Source organism: Citrifermentans bremense R1 (assembly GCF_000426865.1).
Taxonomy (GTDB): Bacteria; Desulfobacterota; Desulfuromonadia; order Geobacterales; family Geobacteraceae; genus Geomonas; species Geomonas bremensis.
Map to the genome: position 1 here is coordinate 171,448 of NZ_AUGE01000001.1, position 17,903 is coordinate 189,350.

Below are 17,903 nucleotides of genomic sequence, written 5' to 3' on the forward strand. Positions count from 1 at the left end.
TTATTTCTTTCCTTTAAAGAGCAGAAAGTTCGAGCTGTTTAGACTGCCTCAGACCACCTGTAGTAGCAGTTACAGTGACGAGAATTGCCTCGTTAATCTGTGTGTATTTAACGTCAACAGGAGGTGTCTTGCCGCTACTGTCAGTAAAAACCTCAGTAGAGAACGGGGTGCCGATGGTACCGGAGGCGGTACGGGCGGTGAAGCTGAGAACGATCGGCACGCCAGATACGGAGGATGCGGTGCCATTGGTATAAGTAGCGGTAGCAGTGACTACATGCTGCCCCGCGAGCAACTCCGAGGAGGCATTAAGGGTCAACACCCCGTTGGTATTACTGTCCCCACCGCTTCCGCACCCGGAAAGTGCTAGTAGGCCGAGTGCCAGTAGGAAAAGGCTTCTGAAACGACTGAACATAGTTATCTCCTTACAGAACAATTTTCGGCGTTATGAAAATCAGCAGTTCCGTCTTGGTCTTCTGCTTCGAGTTGGACTTGAAGAGCCAACCCAAAAGCGGGATGTCAGAGAGGAACGGGACGCCGGTGTCGGACTCGGTGTCGCTGTCGACGTAGATGCCGCCGATGACCGTGGTGTCGCCGTTGGAGACCACGAGCTCCGTGGTCGCCTCCTTCTTGTTGATGGGAGGGGGCGACCCGGTGCCGGGCGAGTTGTTGCTGGCCTTGATCTTCATGCTGACTGAGCCGTCTGCGGTTATGTGCGGGGTCACCTCAAGGGTCAAGGCGGCTTCCACGAACTCCGTCTTGGTACCTTCGGCGGAGGTCGTCTGGTACGGTATGGACTGCCCCTGGGAGATCTTCGCGGCCTTGTTGTTCAGAGTGACCACTTTCGGGGTGGAGATGATCTTCACCTGCCCGATGGTCGCGGCCGCGGCGAGCCTCATGTCGAGTTTGATGTTGCTGGTCAGCTTGCCAAAGGACATGCCGAGGCCCAGCCCCCCCGAACCGGAGGAGCCCGGCCCGGCCGCGGAGACCACGCCGCCGAAACCGGTGTCGACTGAGTTGATGCCTGCCACGGAAGCGGAGCCGTCTCGGTAGCTGAGCCCCCACTGCACGCCCAGATCGCGGGTGAAAGTCGAGGTGGCCTCGACGATGCGGGCCTCGATCATCACCTGCTTCTCGGGCGCGTCTAACGTTTTCAGGAGCGCCTTCATGTCGTTGAGAGCGGACTGGATGTCCTTTACGATCACGCGACTGGTGCGCTCGTCCTTGGTGATTACGCCGCGATCGCTCTTGAGCATGGCGAACTGGCTCGCCACGTCGTTCACCGAGGCGTAGTTCACCTCGTACACCATGGTCTTCAGTTCCATCAGGCGCTCGGCCGCTTTCTTCGCCGCGAGTTCCTCGTCGGCCTGGTTCTGCATCTTGGACCTGGGCTTGATCTGAACGATGTTCCCCTCGCGCACCATGGCAAGCCCCTTGGCATCGAGGATCACGTCGAGGGCCTGGTCCCAGGGTACGTTCACCAGCTTAATGCTGATGGTCCCGGTGACGTCATCGGCGATGAGGAAGTTCAGGTTGCTCACTTCGGCGATCAACTGGAAGATCTTCCTCACATCGGCGTCGGAGAATTCGAGGGTCACCCTCCTCCCCGTGTAGGCCTTTTTGGCCGGGCGATCACTGGGAAGCTGAACCGCCATGTCGTCGCTGGTACGTGCCGGCGCCGGGGTCAGTTCCTCGGCGACCTTGGGCTCGGCAGGAGCCTTGGCCCTGGCCTTGGAAACAGGCGGTGCGGCAGGGAGCTTGGGAGCTGCTACCGGACCCGGGTTCACAAAGTCCCAAAGGAGCAGATCGCCCTTGCGGCTGGTGCTGAATTCGGGGTTGCCGCGCAACTTGACCAGCACCTTGGTAACGGTGCTCCCCTTGACCTTCACCTGGTAAGGCGTTACCGAGAGCACCGGTGTGCCGAACTGGGTGGTGTCGAGTGCGCGCTGCAGTTGCTTGGGGACCTGGCAGTTGGCTATGCTGAGCGTTAAACCATGGGGCCCACGCGACGGCTGTCCGGGCTCGCAGGTCCCGAAGAGTTTCATGGAGACGCGGGAGACGCCGTCAACCACCTTGAACTCGATCCCTTCCAGCGCCCCCTTGGTCTGGCGGGAGTGGGGAACCTCGGATTTCAGCTTCGCTGCGGGAGGCGCCGGGACGGCGCGAGGCGCTGTCGGCGCAGGAGCCGGGGCAGGTGCCGCTGCCGGGGCCTCAACAGCCGGAGCCTTGGCGATGGCCGGGGCCTTTCCCTTGAGCCTGATCTTCACCCCGAGGTCGCTTTTGACCACCTCGTACGGAGGGAGGCTCTCCCCCGCTGCATCCAGCACCACGCGCACCTTGTCGGGGGTCGATCCCACCCGGGCGTTGGCGATACCAAAGGCGTTGATGGGCACCACGTTCTGGTGCAGCGAGTTCTTGACCTTGAAGAGGTCGAGGACGATACGGTCAGGTTTGGTCAACTTGAAGGAATTGAAGGTCTGTACCCCGCCCTGAATGGAGAGATCCACACCGTCCGCTCCGGTGATGACCGCGTTGAGACCGGTCCCACCCTCTGCACCGGCAGCCTTTCGGGGGGCGGCATCCGCTTTCGCTTCGGCGGCAGTTGCGGTAGTTGCCTTCGATTCCGCAGCAGGCATGGCGGGCGCTGCCGGCATGGCCTCTGCTTTTTTGGGAACAGCGCTGGCCTCGGCGGTGGGCGCCGCTGCGGCCGGCGATAGAGTCTTCTCGTCGATCCTGCTCTCGGCAAGCGCGGCTTCCTTGACTTCGGCCGGCTCGGCCTTCGCCTCGGGCTCCACTACCGGGAGATATATCTTGAGCCTGCTCTTGTCCGAGGGGTCGGTGGCGACCGCGAAGTCGACGTCCTTAGTCAGGACGAGCCTTAGATGCGTCAGCACGCTCCCGCCCAAAGGTTGGCGCTCGACCTCGATCCGCTTGATGTTGCCGCGGTTCACCTCGATGGGAGAAGTCACAGCCCCCGGCTCGGTTTGGGAGATGTCGATGATGATCTGGGTCGGATCGCCCCCCTTGTAGGAGGTATAGGTGATCGGCTTGTCGCTGACCAGCTCCACGCTGGTGGCGTCGGCCGACACCGTGACCGATTTGAGTGTCGCAAAGGCGGAGGCCTCTGCCTGGGCAGGCTCGTTCGCAGCCGTCATCCGTTTCACGCATCCGGCGGAAACGGTCAACAAAACGATGAGTGCCACGGCATGACATAGAATTCTGCACTGGTACCTTGTCATCTGAAACGCTCCTTACCTTTTCTTGGGCAGCGTGAGCACGATAGTCCTGCTCTTAGGGCGGCCACCGCCACCGCGGTAACGCTCCACCACCTCCACGCTTGAGGAGGTGATCCTGGAAATGCGGCCGTTGGCGTTGCCGATCTGCATGCCGGCCTTCACTACATAACCCTTGCCGTTGGGGTCGATGACCAGCGCCTGGTTCTCCCTGAGGCCGGCGATAATCCCTGCCACCTTGAACTTCGACACCTCGAAGCTCTGGATCGGGAGCAGGTCGGCAGCAGGGGTCGCCACGGCGCCGGCTCCGGCGCCACCCGGAGATCCCGGCGGCGGTTTCACCACGGGCGCCTGCGACTTGAAGGGATCCGTCTTCTTGCTGAAATCCAGTGAGACGCCGGTGCTGCTCACCGAGGAGCGCTGCGCCTGCACCGGTGCCGCGGGCTTGGGTGCGGCGGGCTTGGGTGCGGCGGGCGGAGGCGAAGGCGGAGGCGGGGCCTCTTCCTTCTTGCAACCTGCGCCGCAAAGAGCCAGCAGCAGCAACATGGGCACGATGTTATTTAGGCTTTTCATTTTTTTTCTCTTTGGGGTCGAGGAAGCGGAAGGTGGTGGCCAGGCAGCTGACCTTCAGAGTGGTCCGACCGTTGCTCTCCTTGATATCAGAGACGTTTACGTTGGTGATGTTGACGATGCGCGGCAGTTTTCCGACCGAGACGAAGAAATCGGCGACCTGGTAGTAGGTCCCCGCCACCGCGATGTCCACCGGCACTTCCGCGTAGAAGTCCTTGGGAACCTCCGGCTTGGGCCTGAAGAGCAGAAAGTCGAGCCCCGCCCCTTTCCCCTGGTTGGAGATGCTGGTCAGAAGCGACGGGATCTCCTTCTGGTTGGGAAGCTCGGTGAGCGCGTTGTCCAGGTCCTTCTTGAGCTGCTCGTACTCGGCCTTGAAGCGCGGCAGGTTGTTGGCGATGCTGCGGCTTTCCTGGATCTGCTTCTGGAGTTCTTCCTGCTTCGCCTTGAGCTCCGTCAGCTCGTTCATCTTCGGGCGGTGCAGCCCGTAGAAAAGGGCGGCTCCCTCCACTATCAGCACCAAAGCCAACAGGGCGACCTTCTCCTTGGTCGGGAGCTTGAGCAATTTTTCTATCTGTGGATCCATGGCAAGGCCTCTGCGTCAGGGAGTTGGTTTGGGTGGAGGATTCTTCCCGGCCGACGGGGAAGCCTCCGCTTCAGTTGCGGACAGCTGCTGCGCGATCTGGACCTGCAGTTCGAAACGTTTAGCCTTCACACCGGCGGTCTCGTTCTGTTCTGAAACCACCAGCTCGACGTTGCCGAAGGCGCCGGAGGCCTGCAGGCTCTTCATGAAAATTGCGATCAGCTCCTCGCTCGTGGCGACGCCGGCGATAGAGACGCTGTTGCCGTTCTCGGCATACTTGGTGAGCCACAGCTTCGGCGGCAGCGCATCGGAGAGGGCCGCAAGCCTTGAGGCTGGACCGGTCTTGGCACGGCGCAACTGGTTCAGGACGTCGAGCTTCTTCTTGACCTCCTGCTGCAGCTTTTTGATATTGTCGATGGTGCCGATCTTCGTCTTGAGCGATGCCAACTCGGATTCGGAGTTGGCGATCTCTGCCGTGGTCGCAGCGATCCTGCCACGCAGCACGCCGTAGAAGCTGAGCCCCACCACCAGGACGCCTACCACGCAGAAGATCAGTATCGAGACCTGCTGCCGGATGGTCTCTTTCTTCTTGGATGCCCGCAAGGGGAGGAGGTTTATCTTGATCATTTGTCCCCGACCCTCCTCGTCGCCAGCCCCACCGCTACCGTTATCAGCGGTGCGATCTCCTCAAGGTGCTCGCGGTCGAATTCCTTCTCGTTCACCGCGACCTTCAAGAGCGGGTTGAGGATCTCCACCGGCAACGCCAGCCTTTGCTGGACTGCCTCCATGAGAAATGCCGTCTTCGCGGCGCCGCCGGAGAGATACACCTTGGTGATCCTCCCCTCGCCCGCGGTGGAATTGTAGAAGTCCAGGGAGCGGCGCATCTCCAGGGCGATGGTCTCGTTCACCCGTTGCAGCGTCTCGGCCAGCCTCGGGTTTTCGTTACCGGCGACGGAGAGCTTCATTTGCTCCGCCTGCTCGCTGTTGATACCGAACTGCTTCTGGATCTCCTCTGTGTATAGGTTCCCCCCCATCTGCACGTCGCGGGTGAACAGCGAAACCCCGTCCCGTATGACGTTGAGGTTGAAGATGCTGGCGCCGATGTTGACCAGGGCCACCACCTCGTCCGGGTCCGCCGGGTAGTTTGCCTCGTAAGCGTTTTGGACGGCGAAGGAGTCGACGTCCACTACCACCAGCTTGAGCCCGGCCTCAGCGAACACCGAAAGGTAGTCGTTGATGATGTCCTTCTTGCTGGCGACCAGAAGGACGTTCATCTTCGAGGGGTCCTGCTCGTCGGGGGACAGTATCTGGAAATCCACGTTGACGTCGTTGATGTCGAAGGGGATGTACTGCTCAGCCTCCCAGTGAATCTGGTCCTCCAGCTCTTCCACCGGCATCACCGGGAGGGAGATCTTCCTGATGATCACCGAGTTGCCGGAGATGGAACACGCCACTTCCTTGGCCTTCACTCCCAGGCCGGAAACAAGCTGTTTCACCGTCTCCACGATCGAGGAGCTGTCCATGAGGGTGTTGTCGACGATGGCCTCGGCGGGAAGCGGCGAGATGCCGATCTTCACCAGCTGGTACCCCCCCTTCACCGAGCGCAGCTGCACGAGCTTCACCGCGCTGGATCCGATGTCGACCCCTACTATGTCCTTCTTCTTTGAGAAAAGCATCGCGTGGTCCTATTTCCGCTAATCCTGAAATACCTTCTGTTTGTCGGAGAGTGAAAAGCCAAGGGCAAGCAGGATCTTGCGCTTGGTTTCCATCCTGCAATCCTCTCCCCGCTCGATGCGGTCGATGGTGATAGGCGACACTCCGGCAAGGCGCGCCAGCTCTGCCTTGCTCATCAGTCGCTCTTCCCGCAGTTTTTTGACGCTATTCATGATCATGGTAGGCACCGGTTTAAAACAGACATAACAAAATTTGCTTAAGATCTACACTATACAAATCAAAAGTCAAGCAATTAGTGCAAATTACATGTAATTATATGGCAAAGTGGCCTAAAGACGGTCTGTCGAAGCCGGGATCCGCGCCTGGCTGCGCCGCACCTGCAGAAACAAGGGGTTTAGTAAAGAAGGGTTAGACAGAGATAGGAATGCAATCCGCAACGCCAAGAAGAGAAAGGGGACCCTGCCAAAAGTACGAACAAAAAGACGGCGATCAATAGGCGTAAAGCACAGACAGCCGCGCCTTTTCGCGGCTTCCTGCCTCTTCCCGGACCCCCTGCACGGAAAGGTTGTACATGGCGGGGACGTGTCGCGGACGAACCGTGTCGTCCCCGCTTGAGACCGCGCCGCCCGGATCGAGCAGGTCGTTGCCGCTGGCATCGGAGTTGCCGGGGATAGTATCGACTAACTTAGAGGTGACCAGAAAACCCTTCGCCGGTGGTTCCCCCGCAAGGCGGAAAGAAACGTCCGGGGCCTGCGCGGGGTCGACGGAGGTCTGGGCCGAGTTGCACTTGCTCCAGCCTGCTACCGGTTGCTCCAGCTTCTGCTTCAGGCAGGCCGGATCAGTCAGCTGCAGGTTGATCAGCGCATAGTCCTGCTCCAGTTTGTCAAGGTTCGCAGCCTGGAACAGCCTCGGCACGATCTCCGCTGCCAGAAGCTCCGCCCCTCCCTGGGCGGCCGCGAGAGAACTGCGGTAACGTTTTTGGCTGCCGGAAACCTTGGTGCCGGTGGTGATTATGGTCAGCAGGGTCAGCGCGATCACCAGCGTCAGCAGGGTCAGCATCAGTGCCGTTATCAGCGCCGCCCCACCTTCAGAGCGAAGGATTGCCATGCTCCCCTCCCCTGCTACAGGTTTTTGGGCTGCACCACGATGGTGTAGAGCCTCCAGCGGTAGTTGCGCCAGTTGCTGCCGAAGCTGTCGGCCATTTTGCTCGAACTCCAGATGCGTCCCAGGGCGCTTTCCTCCGGGCTGTCTTTCAGCGCCGGATCGCCGACGAGGATAGCCTGCTTCGGTTCCGCCACGGGGTAGCGGTAGGCATCGTCCCTTCTTCCCTGCTGAGCCAGGACGTAGACCCGGATTTCCTTTAGCTGTTTGCGCGTTTTCACTGCGTCCTGTGCGTCCAGTTCCTCGCTGTCCGGGTGATAATCGACCACGCCGTCCCCATTTGAGTCGGTGTAGAGCACCACCTGCATGTCGGCTACGCAGTCGAGGATGGGACATTCCTCTGGTTTCTTGCCGCTTTGGTTGATCACGGACTTATATAGGACGCCGGTCCCGGGAGCGCAGTTTCGGGATATGTCGCCGGGACGGTCGATGTAGTAGTCGGCCCTGTTGAAGGGAAAGCTAAGCTTCGCGCCCGAGGGATCAGCCTTGTCGACGCCGTAAACAAGAAAGTTGTCGCCAGGGACGGTTGGCCTGAATTCCTCTGGGAAGGAAGAGGCATAGGAGGCGGAGAAATCCTTGTGGGCGTCGCCATCCTTGTCGATGTTTTCCAGAACTAGCTCCCGAACCTCGCTCCCAGCAAAGATCCCGCTTCTCAGAACGATGGTCCGATCCTTGGCGCGGAGATTTTCGCCCGGTGCATCCCGGGGCGGGGTAACCACCCCTCCACCGCTGTAGTTCAAATAGCCCCAGGCACGTGACACCTTGTTCGTCCCAAGCGTGGTCCCTTTGAGCACCAGGTAGTCTGAGCCGTTGTAGCCGACGTTGTTGCCGACCCGATAGGCCCGCGGGATGTACCGGTCGGTGCCATAGGTACGGTCGTCGAATAACGACGGCTTGGCGTTGGGGCAGCCGTCGGGGCAGTTGTTCACCAGCACCAGGTCGTCACGGGCTTCCATGTAGCTGATGGCGGAGGTGCTGCCATTGGGACCGCTCCAGTAAAGTCCATAACCGGCGGACTCCATATCGCTGCGCATCAGTTCCAAGCCGATTAGTCCTCCGATGTCGGTTTCGGCGCTTTTAAGCAACTGCCCGGAACCGCGAACCATTCCGGAGAATGAGACGCTGATCAGGGTCATCACGACCGAGAAGATCAGCATCACCACCATCAACTCGATCATGGTGTAACCGTGCGCGGAATTGCGACTTTTACTCATCGGATCTCCTGGTCCTCACTGTGAAAATCTCGTGGTTAAAGCGCTCCCCGTGGACAGTCCACGAAACCGTCACCCTCAGCTTCTTGGCGGGGCGCGCCGTGGAACCGGTGGAACCGATATCATCTACCATTCCCGCCACCTCGAACGGCATCTCCCGACCTCCGATCTTTTTCGCGATATCCCGCTTGAAACCGACGATCTTTTCGAAAGTGTCCCTGCGCAGATCGTGCATCTGCTCCTCGGCGACCAGGACAGCCTCATTCCGTATCCGGTCGCGCAGGTTTTGCCGGTAGCCCAGCTGCAGCGACTGCAATAACCCAAGGAGCCCGACAGTGAGCACCAGCATCGCCATCAGCACCTCTGTCAAGGTGAAGCCGAGGCTATTTGACCGTGATATTGGCGCTCCTGCAGTCATTTCCCTGCCCCTTTTTACCTATGCTGATCCTGGTGGAGAAGATCTTGATGCTGTCCACGGCTGCCGAGGCGGCATTGTCGTCGATGCAAATGGAGCCCCCGGAACTTGCGGCGGTATCTATGATCCCCCGCGGTTCGAAATCGATCATGTAGCGTTCGCCGTTAGCGCTAGTAGCTTCCCAGACCACCGGGAAGGTGAGCGGATGGCTCTGCAGCGGCTTGACCCCGCTGGTGTCGTCTTGGTAGGTGGAGTAACGCTCGAAACGGTCGCGGTAGACCTTGATCCTGGCCCCCCTCCTCTGACAGATGGCGTCTGCGCGTGCCTGCTGTATCTCGGAGAAGAGCAATCTGGTCTGGGCCTCGGCCCGGTAGCGTTTCTGGTAGGTGTTAAAGCTCAGGGTCCCGATGGCGTACAGGATGGAGAGGATGCCCATTATCATGAGCAGCTCAATCAGTGAAAAGCCGCGTGACTGCATCATCCCTCCGCCTCTATGCTGCCCACGGCGCATGGCGCACCCGGCAGATCAAATTTGAACTTTCCAATAGTAGCAGCAAGGTAAAAAAAAAAAAGGTAGGCGGGGCAATTCTGGAAAGCGCAGGAGGCGACTGCGGCAAAAAAACCCTCCCGGCAAGGGGAGGGTTTCGTTGAAGGGGTGTGAGAAAAATGTAGGAGTCAGGCTGCCGTTAGTAGGCGTAGAGCACCGAAAGGAGTGCCTTCTCCTTCGGGTTGTTGGCGCGCTCGCCGCGCACCTCCAGAGTGTAGATCACGGGGTTGTGCTTTGGAGATATCCCCGCCCCAGTCCCCGCCACCCCTGCCCCGCTGTCCAGATAGTCGATCCCGGTGGTGTCGGAGTTCCCCGGGACGGTATCGACGATCTTGGCGTAGACCTTGAAGTTGCCGGCGGTGTCGAGCGACTTCAGGGTGAACTGAAGGTCTGGAGCGTCCTTGGCATCGAGGGTCTTGGAGAGAGTGCCCCAACCGTCGGTGGGGGTATTGAGTTTCACCTTTAGCGAACTGCTCGCCACCAAACCGATATCACCGATCCCGCTCGTGTTGTAAGCGGTAATCAGCGGCCCGATCCCGCTCGAATAGTTGCTGAACAGCTTGGGGATAAATTCGCGGGTGAGCAGTTCGGTGCCGCCATAGGAGGCCTCCAGGGCGTTGCGGTAGTTCTTCTGGCTCCCGGAGAGCTTGGTCTGGAGCAGCAGCATCTGCATCAGCGCCGCCACGATCCCCAGGCAGATGAGCGTGAACATCAGTGCCGTCACCAGCGCGATACCATCTTCGTTGCCTAACTTTTTCATAAAAGTACCCAGCTCTATTGTATGAGGTTCTGCGGTCGCACGACTATGGTGTACAGCTTCCAGCGGTAGTTCTGCCACCCGGTACCGATCACGTTCTGCAGGTCGAAGCTCCTTCCCACCACCCCTCCGCCGAAGTCCTCTCCCACCACGACCTGCCTGCTTGGATGGGTGTAGCCGCTGTCCTTCCTACCGGTATGCGCCAGGATGTAGAGCCGTATCTCCTTTACCTGTTCGCGGATGTCCTTGGCGGTGGCAGGTGGTGCCGCCTGGTGCAGGTTCACCTCGGTCGATCCCGCCGGGCCCAGTCCATAGACCACCTGCATATCCGCCACGCAATCGAGAAGCGGCAGTTCGGTGAACCCGCTCGTCTGGTTCAGGTACGCCTTGTACAGCACCCCGGTGTTGGGGGCGCAGGCCGGAGGGGGCGTGGTTGGGGTGCGCACGTAGTAGTCGGCGCGGTTGAAGGGCATCCTGAGCGAACTGGCCTTGGCAACTCCGTAGACCTCGAAGACGTCGCCGGAGCTGTGTGGCAGCGTCAAGGTGGTGTATGTGCTGAATGGGCTCGAGAAGACGCCGCTGCTGCTCACCTGCATCTGCTTGGTCGGTATCCCGTCCACGAAGACGTTCCTGATCACCATGACCCGCTCCGGCGGGGTGCCCGTGGTGGCGAAGGAACGGATGGGATCGTTCCAGTTCGACTCGTTCTTTGATGTATTGCTGTAGGTGACGGTGGTCCATTTCTTGGGCGTCGCCTCCGGCAGCAGGGTCAGCGATTTCAGCACCAGGTATTTGGAGCCCACGCTTCCCACCTTGTTGAAGGCGGTGTCCTCGCTCTGCACGGCGCGCGGCACCTTGTCGGGAGCATCGTTGTAGCTGCGCGGGCTTTTCACGCCTTCCCAGAAAGGTGCCGCGAACGGCATGGCGGAGGTGTCCTCGCTGGCGCTCACCTCGGTGTAATCGGCGACGGGCGTATTCTGGAAGGTCCAGGGGAGCCCGTAGCCTGCGCTCTGCAGGTCGGAGCGGAGCACCTCGAGCCCGACCACGTTGCCGATATCCGTCTCCAGGAGTTTGGACTGCGACCCCACCTGGGTCAGCACCGTCTTGAATCCGTTCGAGGTGACCACCAGCACGGCAACGAAGATCGCCATCACCACGATCAGTTCGACCAGCGAATAACCACGGCTGTTCCTCAGCATTTCGATTCCCCCGCGTCCGTTCATGGCCTGGCCACCACCGAGACCACGCGGTTTTGCGAAGTCATGTTTCTATAGGCCCATTTGACCGTCACGGTGAGCTGCTTACTCGATGCAGTCCCCGGGGTGCTTTCAGCCATGGTGGCCGCGGAGCGCTCGACGACATAGGTTTTCTTCGCTCCGCGGACGCTGGTGGTCACGTTTACGAAGGCGTAGGGACCGACGATGCTATCGAAGGGGGTTCCCCTGAACTGAGCCATGTATTTCTCACCCAGCTTCACCCCCTCGTTGCGCAGTTCGTTCTTGTTTGTTTGCTGCAGGGAGACGTTGATGGTCTCCAACACACCGAACATCCCGACCATGGCGATCAGCAGGGCGACCATCAGCTCGACCAGCGTGAACCCGCTGTTATTTGACAACGATTTGATCTGGGGCACAGGCTCCTCCCGAGTTTCTTTTTCCCATATAGGCCTTGGCCGCCGTCACCACGACACTGTCGATATTTCCCGGATTCTCCGCCACCCCGTCGGGTTCCACGCAGATGGCGCGGTCTGCCCCTGTCATCAGGCCGCTGGCCTCGAAGCTGACGCGGTCGTCGGCGCCCATGGTGGCTGCGAACGGAAATTGCTGCACCTGGATCGCAGGACCGCTGCCGTCGGAACTGGCGTAGACTGTCAGCTTCCGGTCTCCGAGCACCAAGGTCCGCGCCTGCTTGGTGTAGAGGGCCTCGACCCGCATCTCGGTCAACTTGGCGTAGGTGGTCCTGGTCTGCTGCTCAATGCTCGACTTTTTCTGCATGCGGCCGAACTGCATGCTCCCAATGCCGAGCAAGGTGCCGATGATGGCCAGCACCACCACCAGTTCGATCAGCGAAAAACCTCGCTCTCCCCTCATTACCGCTCCTGTATGTGCATGATCCGCTTGACCGGCTTATTGCCGCTCTTGGTCACAATGGGGAAGGCGTCAGCCGGAGGCTTCCCGGTCATCGGGATTCCCGTTACCCGCCCCAGTCGAGCTGAACCGGCGCCGAAGGCCTCGGCGAGATCCACCTCCTTGAACTCGCCGGTGGAGAGCTGGATCAGCGCCTTGCCGACCAGCGCCGCATCATCGGGTCTTCCGCCTGTGCCGTAATCAAGCCCCCAGAGGTACGAGTTCCCCCCGAAGCCGCAGGCGTCTGCCGTCGGCGCGAAGGAGGTGAAGAACACGGTCCCGTTGGTCAGCGCCACCGCGTCGGTCACCACCCGCTCGGCACCGTTGGCGGTCGTGGAGTTGGCCAGGTCGATCTTCCAGCCGCCGGCGCCAACGGCGGTTACAGAATCGGACTGGTTGGTAACCCCGCTGGTTATGGTCGCCGAGCAGTCTTTGTCGAGGTAGTTCCCCGGACGTGCGTTGGTGTTGTAGCAAGGCTCCTTGATGCCGTAGATGGCACGCCTGGAACTGAAATCATCGACGGTGCTGCCGTAGCGGTAGAAGTACCTGCCGGTGCCGAAGTAGAGCCAGAGGTTCTTGTTTTTGCGGTCCTGCAGCCTGGAAATGGCCGTGACAACCGGGCCGGTGTTTTCGATCACCGAGCTCCACCCCCACGTGGAGGGGGTGGAGCTCTCCTTGGTCATGATCCTGATCACGCCGCCGTTGGTCCAGGTGTCGGGGGTGCCGGAGACCTTCTTGGTGTACCCGACGTAGATGGCGTCGTCCTGATAATTGCCGGTGATGCCTTGATTCCACCGGTCTGCATCTATGGCCGACCCGATCATCGAGCCGGCAAAGGCGTCCGTTATACCGGTGTCGATGGTGTGTTCCAGATTCCCGGTCAAAAGGTCGACTATGAAGAACTTGAGGGTCTGGTTGGACCGCCCCATAAACTGGTTGTTCGCGGTGTCGACCGGGCCGGTGGGGCCGGAGCCGAAGACGGCATACCAGTGCCCATTGGTGTTGCTCGGTCCTACCCGGATGATTGCCGGGCCGGAGGTGGCAAACCCGAGATCGGCATGGTTGAACTCCCAAAGCAGCTTGGGAGAGGCCGGGGTGGTGACGTCCAAGGCGAAGTAGGACGAGTAGCCGAACCCGAGACTGACGTTGGCGGGATCTGTGATCGGTGTCTGTACGCAGTTGGACCCGCTGGCGCAGGTCTTGGTCGAGGCGCCGCCCAACCCCATCCCGCCGATCAGGATGCTTCTCCAGGTGTTGCCGCTGTTCAGGTTGTTGCTGCTGTCGACCACCGAGGAGAGCTTCGTGCACTCCCAGTAGTTGGCGGCTGTGCACCCGCCCGACGCGGCGGTACGTGTGCCTATGCTGGCGTCGAAAAGAAGGCTCGCCCCATCCACGTAGTAGAGGTGATGGTAGTTGGAGGCCGGGTAGTAGTTGAGATAGGGGAGCACGTTCTTCGGGATGTAGGCCCACATCTCCTTGCCGAGGTCCGGGTCGGGGTCGATGCTTGCCTTTTCGAAGCCGCTGGCGTTCACCCGCAAGACCCCCAGTTTGAAGGCGTGCATCATGCCGTCGTTGGCCCCCACGTAGACCATGCCGCGCCCTTTGTACTCGTTGGAGCCGATGTACGAGCTGTAAGAACTGTCGCTGTAGCCGCCGGGTGCGGGGAGGTTGTAGTTGTTCAGCTTGCTGACCGACTGGATGCGCGGGGTCGAGGAGATGATATCCCCCAGCTTCCACACGCCGAGCCCCCTCAACCTGGCGTCGTCGAGGTAGGTCGAGCTCCCCACCGTGCCTGCGGGAATACCCCACTTCTTGACGGTCCGGCTGCGCATGGTGGCGTTATCGAAACCCTGGACGTACTTCATGATGTCGCGGGCGTTGGCCGCGGAGCTCGCCTGCAGGTAAGGGGTCAAAAGCGTGGAGTGGTCCGGCCGCACCGGGTCCCCCTCGCCGTAGCTGAAACGCATCAGCCCGGTGCTGCCCAGCTCCGTCCCGCCGCTGATGAGCGGGGTGTAGAGGTTCCTGGGATCGCTGAGCACGTTGCGGGCGTGGAGGATCTTGCCGGCGCGCCAGAGGCTGTTGACGTCGTCCGCGTCCACCTTCGTCTCGGCCGTGTCCGCTATGCCGTCACCGTCTGTGTCCTGGGACAGGTAGCCGTAGGTGGTGTTGTCGGCGGTGCTGAAGCGGAAGCTCACCACCTTGTCGTGCTGGAGGTTGAGCTTCAGCAGGTCGCCCGGGGGGGTGTCTTCCCTGATGGTGCTATGGCTGATCTGGGGGTCGACGAAGTACCACAGGTTCTGTATCTCTCCGATCCAGTCGACGCTGGTCTGGCTCTCGAAAACCTTCTTCGGGAAGAACACCGCCTGCAGGATGTTGGCCCCGCTTCCCTCGCTGTTGCTGAGGATGGAGGCGGCAGTACCGGAGGAGGCGCCGGCGGCGACCTTCTCCAGGGCCGTTTTCAGTGCGGTGCGCAAGTCGGCCGGGTCGGCGGCGCTGTTCACGGTGGTGCCGCCGTTTAGCGCCGTCAACCTCATCTGGTTATAGGAGTCGCACACGTCGGTGGTGTTGCTACTGGGTGGGGCGTTGAAGACCACGTGCGTCTTGATGGTCTGCGCCGCCTCGCACAGATCGGTACCGACCGGATCGCAGACCTGGCTCGGGTTGAAGATGTTGCGGTGCTTGGCGAAGTAGCTCAGGTCGTGGAGGAAAGGACTGCCGGAGTAGCTCCCGCAAGTGGTCGCCTCAGCCGTGGTGCTGGGATCGCGGAAGACGCCGTCGGTCCCCCCCTCCAGCACCTTGCCCTTCACGGTGGCGTTCTGGTCTGCCGTCGAGGAGCCGTCGGTGATGATCAGGATGTTGTTCTGCTGGCAGCGAAACTGAATCGGGTTTCTGTTGGCGTCGAAGTCGGTGCTGTTGACCGGCGCCGCGATCGAAGCGGGCGCCGTGGTCCGCGCCGTGAACTTGGTGGAGCTAAGCGTCGGTGTGGTAGCGGTGGCGTCCTTGACGAAGTAGGCGATAGCGTTGTAGTACCCCTCGGCGAAGGGAGTCCAGGTCTTGGCCACAACGTCGTCTATGTCCTTGACGATTCCGGAGCTGTGGTCGCCGATGGACGAACCTATGTAGGAGTTCGTCATCATCATGCTGGCGTCCTTGTTGGTCACGCCGCTTGCGGGGCAAGGAAGCGCGGTGCTGCCGCACTCCGTGGTCGAGCCGAAGTCGTTGAACTTCATGGCGCCGAAGCGTATATCCTCGGAGAACTGCTGCACCAACCCGCTGGGCGCTGAAGTGACGGCGACCTTGGCATCGAACACCCCGACCGGCGCCCCGATGGCTCGCACGCCAGCGTCCATGATGACGGCGGGGATATTGCCGGTAGTGGGGATGATGCTGGTGGGGTCGGTTACCTCGGCGAAGTTCGTCCCCATGCAGTAGTGCAGGATCTCACGCTTGATGCAGGAGTCGGATCCGGCCCCCGAGCCGAATTTGTCGGCGGAGCCGTTCCAGCACTTCCCCACGAACCCCGTGGTGTCTGAGCCCGGACCTATGTAGCGTCCGGTGGGAATCCCGTGCACCGCCGCGCTGGTGCAGATGTAGTTGCCGTTCGATTCGTCGGTCAAGGCCGCGGGCGCGATGGGGTTCTTGCTGTCCATGTAGACGTTGTTGCAGGCAACCTTGACGTCGTTGAAGTTGAGCCCAGTGGTGGGCCAGCCGTCCGAGTCGTAGCTGGTGGTGGGATCGGCGAACTTCGCCTTCAGCACGTAACAGGTCTGCTGGGTATGGTTCAGGGTCGCCAGCGCGTTGTCCGAAGGCGTCGTCCCCAGGCAACTCTTGGTGTCCGTGGAGGCCTGCCCGTAACTGCCGTTGCTCCAGTTGTAGACGGCGCACTGGCAGGCGGTGGCGTTGTAGGTCCCCTCGAAGATCTCGATGGCGCTCTGCCCCCCCTGGGTGCGCGGGTCGAAGTTCGGCTCGACCGATGTGGGCCCCCTGACGGCAAAGGAGAGCTTGGGAATGGCCGGGAGCACCTTCACGAACCTCCTGCCCACGCATCCCCTCGACTCCCCCGTGAGCGTGCTCGTAGTCGGGTCGAACTTCCCGCCGGTGAGGATCTTCTTTTCGATGTCGAACTTGGAGGCGGAAAGCCAGTTGAGAAACTTGCCGCTGGCGACGAAGGTGGAGACGGTCCTGGTGGAGGGGGTGGCGCTGGCGTCGCCGGAAAGCCCCACGTAGACGTAGCTGGTCTTGAAGATGTTGACGTTGTCCGCCGCTGTGGCGGGAAGCCCTGCGACCACGGAGAATTTTCCGCCGGAGTACTGGTAGAACGGGTAGTTGCTGCTGTTGGCTATGGGGTCGAAGGTCGAGAAGTACCCTTCGTACTCCTTGGTGTCGTCGTAGGTGTTGTCGAAGCAGTAGGCCGAACTGACGAGGTTGCTGCCGCAGCTATAGGTAGGTACGGTCCCGTTGGATCCGGCGATGTACCCCATGTCATACATACTGGAGGAATTGTCGATAAGCATCAGCAGGTTCGGCTTGATTCCCCCGGAGATGAACGGCGGCGCCATGCAGTAAGGGTTGCCGGCATCCTCCGCGCAGGCCACGGCGGGAATGAGCATTGCGGCCAGCGCGATCAGGCAGGCGATCTTTATCAAGAGCTTCTCGATTCGGTTTCCCATGTGCATACCTCGTCCTTTTGAAAAACGCGCCTGCCTAGGTTCCACCCGAGCCGGTCGCGGCGGATGCCTCAGTTTGTCCCCGTGAGCAACTTTCGCATTGTGGCTGCATCCTTGAAGCCGGGAAGCACCCGGCCGTCCGGCAGTACCAAGGTCGGGGTGGAGTTGATCCCCGCCGCGGCGGCGAAACGGATGGTCTCGTCCACTGGTTTCTTCGGCGTCGCCTCGGTGGCGGCAGGAAGCGCCTTGCCTGCGAAGGAGTTCTCAAGCAGTTCGAGCGACTTCGCAGCCAGGATCACCCTTGACTTGTCGTAGGCGTTCGGGTGCATCTTCAGTGGAAAGAGTTTGATGTAGATGGCAAGATCCGGTTCCAGGGCCGCGAGCTTCTTCAACTCGCCATGCGCCTTGGCGCAGTAGGGGCACTCGGGGTCGGTGAAGACAAAGAGCTTCTTCTTCCCCTTTGGGTTTCCCATCACCAGCGCGTCGTTGCTGGAAAGTGTCTTGGGGTCGAGGCGTTCCTGCTGCTTGGCTGCTGGAGCATTCGCCCCCACCGGCTGTCTGGATGCGATGTCGAACGCCTGGCCGGCGATGATGTACTTCTTGCTGTAATCGACATAGGCGACTCCGGAGTTTCCTTGCTGCTCGAAGGTCACCTCGTACAACCCGCGCACTTCCGCTGGCTTCACATCCTTTACCACTCCGATCCCCTTCAGGAGCGAGCCGGCCTCCTGCAAGGTGATGCTGTGGCACGAGGCGCACTCTCCGCCGCACCCGCCGGACATGGCGAAGACGGGGACGACAAGCGCCAGGGGCGCGAGGGCAGAAGCTGCGGCGACCAGATATTTGAGACCTTTGAACCAAGACATGTATCTACCTCGTTTGACGTTTTGGGCTTTCAGAGTGCAGCAACTATCATGCCGCCAACCAACGGAGTGAGGAGGCCCAGCCATTGGCTGCAATTCTCA

At 60.7% G+C, this 17,903-nt stretch carries 17 protein-coding genes; all 17 read right to left on the reverse strand.

The genetic code is table 11. The features are described 5' to 3' along the window. Positions 1 to 13 precede the first annotated feature (13 nt). Positions 14 to 412 (reverse strand): hypothetical protein, encoded by a 399-nt coding sequence (locus tag K419_RS0100815; RefSeq protein WP_026839885.1) that lies wholly within the window; start codon positions 410 to 412, stop codon positions 14 to 16. 10 nt (positions 413 to 422) lie between these two features. Next, positions 423 to 3,236, reverse strand: coding sequence for a type IV pilus secretin family protein (gene pilQ, locus K419_RS0100820; protein ID WP_026839886.1), 2,814 nt, complete (start codon positions 3,234 to 3,236; stop codon positions 423 to 425). Between the two features lie 12 nt (positions 3,237 to 3,248). Next, the gene (locus K419_RS0100825; protein WP_026839887.1) at positions 3,249 to 3,803 is read right to left on the reverse strand and encodes a pilus assembly protein PilP; all 555 of its coding nucleotides are present in this window, start codon (positions 3,801 to 3,803) and stop codon (positions 3,249 to 3,251) included. Further along, entirely contained in the window at positions 3,787 to 4,383 is a 597-nt protein-coding gene (locus tag K419_RS0100830) for a type IV pilus inner membrane component PilO (protein ID WP_026839888.1), read from the reverse strand. Before K419_RS0100830 ends, K419_RS0100825 begins: the two co-directional genes overlap by 17 nt. A gap of 15 nt (positions 4,384 to 4,398) precedes the next feature. Beyond that, entirely contained in the window at positions 4,399 to 5,007 is a 609-nt protein-coding gene (locus K419_RS0100835; protein WP_026839889.1) for a PilN domain-containing protein, read from the reverse strand. Further along, on the reverse strand, positions 5,004 to 6,056 hold the full coding sequence (gene pilM / locus K419_RS0100840; RefSeq protein ID WP_026839890.1) for a type IV pilus assembly protein PilM: 1,053 nt from the start codon (positions 6,054 to 6,056) through the stop codon (positions 5,004 to 5,006). The genes K419_RS0100835 and pilM overlap by 4 nt, the downstream gene beginning before the upstream one ends. Before the next feature lie 18 nt (positions 6,057 to 6,074). Further along, positions 6,075 to 6,272, reverse strand: a complete 198-nt coding sequence (locus K419_RS0100845) for a helix-turn-helix transcriptional regulator (protein WP_012529979.1) — start codon at positions 6,270 to 6,272, stop codon at positions 6,075 to 6,077. Between the two features lie 271 nt (positions 6,273 to 6,543). Then, on the reverse strand, positions 6,544 to 7,161 hold the full coding sequence (locus K419_RS0100850; RefSeq protein WP_026839891.1) for a hypothetical protein: 618 nt from the start codon (positions 7,159 to 7,161) through the stop codon (positions 6,544 to 6,546). A gap of 14 nt (positions 7,162 to 7,175) precedes the next feature. Further along, on the reverse strand, positions 7,176 to 8,429 hold the full coding sequence (locus K419_RS0100855; protein ID WP_026839892.1) for a PulJ/GspJ family protein: 1,254 nt from the start codon (positions 8,427 to 8,429) through the stop codon (positions 7,176 to 7,178). Beyond that, on the reverse strand, positions 8,422 to 8,844 hold the full coding sequence (locus K419_RS0100860; RefSeq protein WP_026839893.1) for a prepilin-type N-terminal cleavage/methylation domain-containing protein: 423 nt from the start codon (positions 8,842 to 8,844) through the stop codon (positions 8,422 to 8,424). The genes K419_RS0100855 and K419_RS0100860 overlap by 8 nt, the downstream gene beginning before the upstream one ends. Continuing rightward, the gene (locus K419_RS0100865) at positions 8,810 to 9,322 is read right to left on the reverse strand and encodes a pilus assembly FimT family protein (protein WP_226377603.1); all 513 of its coding nucleotides are present in this window, start codon (positions 9,320 to 9,322) and stop codon (positions 8,810 to 8,812) included. Before K419_RS0100865 ends, K419_RS0100860 begins: the two co-directional genes overlap by 35 nt. Before the next feature lie 205 nt (positions 9,323 to 9,527). Continuing rightward, positions 9,528 to 10,148, reverse strand: coding sequence for a pilus assembly PilX N-terminal domain-containing protein (locus K419_RS0100870; RefSeq protein WP_026839895.1), 621 nt, complete (start codon positions 10,146 to 10,148; stop codon positions 9,528 to 9,530). Positions 10,149 to 10,162: 14 nt separating this feature from the next. Then, positions 10,163 to 11,368, reverse strand: coding sequence for a PilW family protein (locus K419_RS0100875; protein ID WP_226377604.1), 1,206 nt, complete (start codon positions 11,366 to 11,368; stop codon positions 10,163 to 10,165). After that, entirely contained in the window at positions 11,365 to 11,778 is a 414-nt protein-coding gene (locus K419_RS0100880; RefSeq protein WP_026839897.1) for a type IV pilus modification PilV family protein, read from the reverse strand. Before K419_RS0100880 ends, K419_RS0100875 begins: the two co-directional genes overlap by 4 nt. Further along, on the reverse strand, positions 11,750 to 12,235 hold the full coding sequence (locus K419_RS0100885) for a pilus assembly FimT family protein (RefSeq protein ID WP_026839898.1): 486 nt from the start codon (positions 12,233 to 12,235) through the stop codon (positions 11,750 to 11,752). The genes K419_RS0100880 and K419_RS0100885 overlap by 29 nt, the downstream gene beginning before the upstream one ends. Continuing rightward, positions 12,235 to 16,941: a pilus assembly protein gene (locus tag K419_RS0100890; protein WP_026839899.1), complete on the reverse strand. Its 4,707-nt coding sequence runs from the start codon at positions 16,939 to 16,941 to the stop codon at positions 12,235 to 12,237. Before K419_RS0100890 ends, K419_RS0100885 begins: the two co-directional genes overlap by 1 nt. A 68-nt stretch (positions 16,942 to 17,009) precedes the next feature. Continuing rightward, on the reverse strand, positions 17,010 to 17,804 hold the full coding sequence (locus K419_RS0100895) for a DsbC family protein (RefSeq protein WP_026839900.1): 795 nt from the start codon (positions 17,802 to 17,804) through the stop codon (positions 17,010 to 17,012). Positions 17,805 to 17,903: the final 99 nt, after the last annotated feature.

Coding starts and splice junctions, on each gene's coding strand:
- K419_RS0100860 (WP_026839893.1), bottom strand. CDS start 8,844: ATGACTGCAGGAGCGCCAATATCACGGTCAAATAGCCTCGGCTTCACC.
- K419_RS0100855 (WP_026839892.1), bottom strand. CDS start 8,429: ATGAGTAAAAGTCGCAATTCCGCGCACGGTTACACCATGATCGAGTTG.
- K419_RS0100825 (WP_026839887.1), bottom strand. CDS start 3,803: ATGAAAAGCCTAAATAACATCGTGCCCATGTTGCTGCTGCTGGCTCTT.
- K419_RS0100865 (WP_226377603.1), bottom strand. CDS start 9,322: ATGATGCAGTCACGCGGCTTTTCACTGATTGAGCTGCTCATGATAATG.
- K419_RS0100870 (WP_026839895.1), bottom strand. CDS start 10,148: ATGAAAAAGTTAGGCAACGAAGATGGTATCGCGCTGGTGACGGCACTG.
- K419_RS0100845 (WP_012529979.1), bottom strand. CDS start 6,272: ATGATCATGAATAGCGTCAAAAAACTGCGGGAAGAGCGACTGATGAGC.
- K419_RS0100875 (WP_226377604.1), bottom strand. CDS start 11,368: ATGAACGGACGCGGGGGAATCGAAATGCTGAGGAACAGCCGTGGTTAT.
- pilM (WP_026839890.1), bottom strand. CDS start 6,056: ATGCTTTTCTCAAAGAAGAAGGACATAGTAGGGGTCGACATCGGATCC.
- K419_RS0100830 (WP_026839888.1), bottom strand. CDS start 4,383: ATGGATCCACAGATAGAAAAATTGCTCAAGCTCCCGACCAAGGAGAAG.
- K419_RS0100895 (WP_026839900.1), bottom strand. CDS start 17,804: ATGTCTTGGTTCAAAGGTCTCAAATATCTGGTCGCCGCAGCTTCTGCC.
- K419_RS0100890 (WP_026839899.1), bottom strand. CDS start 16,941: ATGGGAAACCGAATCGAGAAGCTCTTGATAAAGATCGCCTGCCTGATC.
- pilQ (WP_026839886.1), bottom strand. CDS start 3,236: ATGACAAGGTACCAGTGCAGAATTCTATGTCATGCCGTGGCACTCATC.
- K419_RS0100835 (WP_026839889.1), bottom strand. CDS start 5,007: ATGATCAAGATAAACCTCCTCCCCTTGCGGGCATCCAAGAAGAAAGAG.
- K419_RS0100815 (WP_026839885.1), bottom strand. CDS start 412: ATGTTCAGTCGTTTCAGAAGCCTTTTCCTACTGGCACTCGGCCTACTA.
- K419_RS0100885 (WP_026839898.1), bottom strand. CDS start 12,235: ATGAGGGGAGAGCGAGGTTTTTCGCTGATCGAACTGGTGGTGGTGCTG.
- K419_RS0100850 (WP_026839891.1), bottom strand. CDS start 7,161: ATGGCAATCCTTCGCTCTGAAGGTGGGGCGGCGCTGATAACGGCACTG.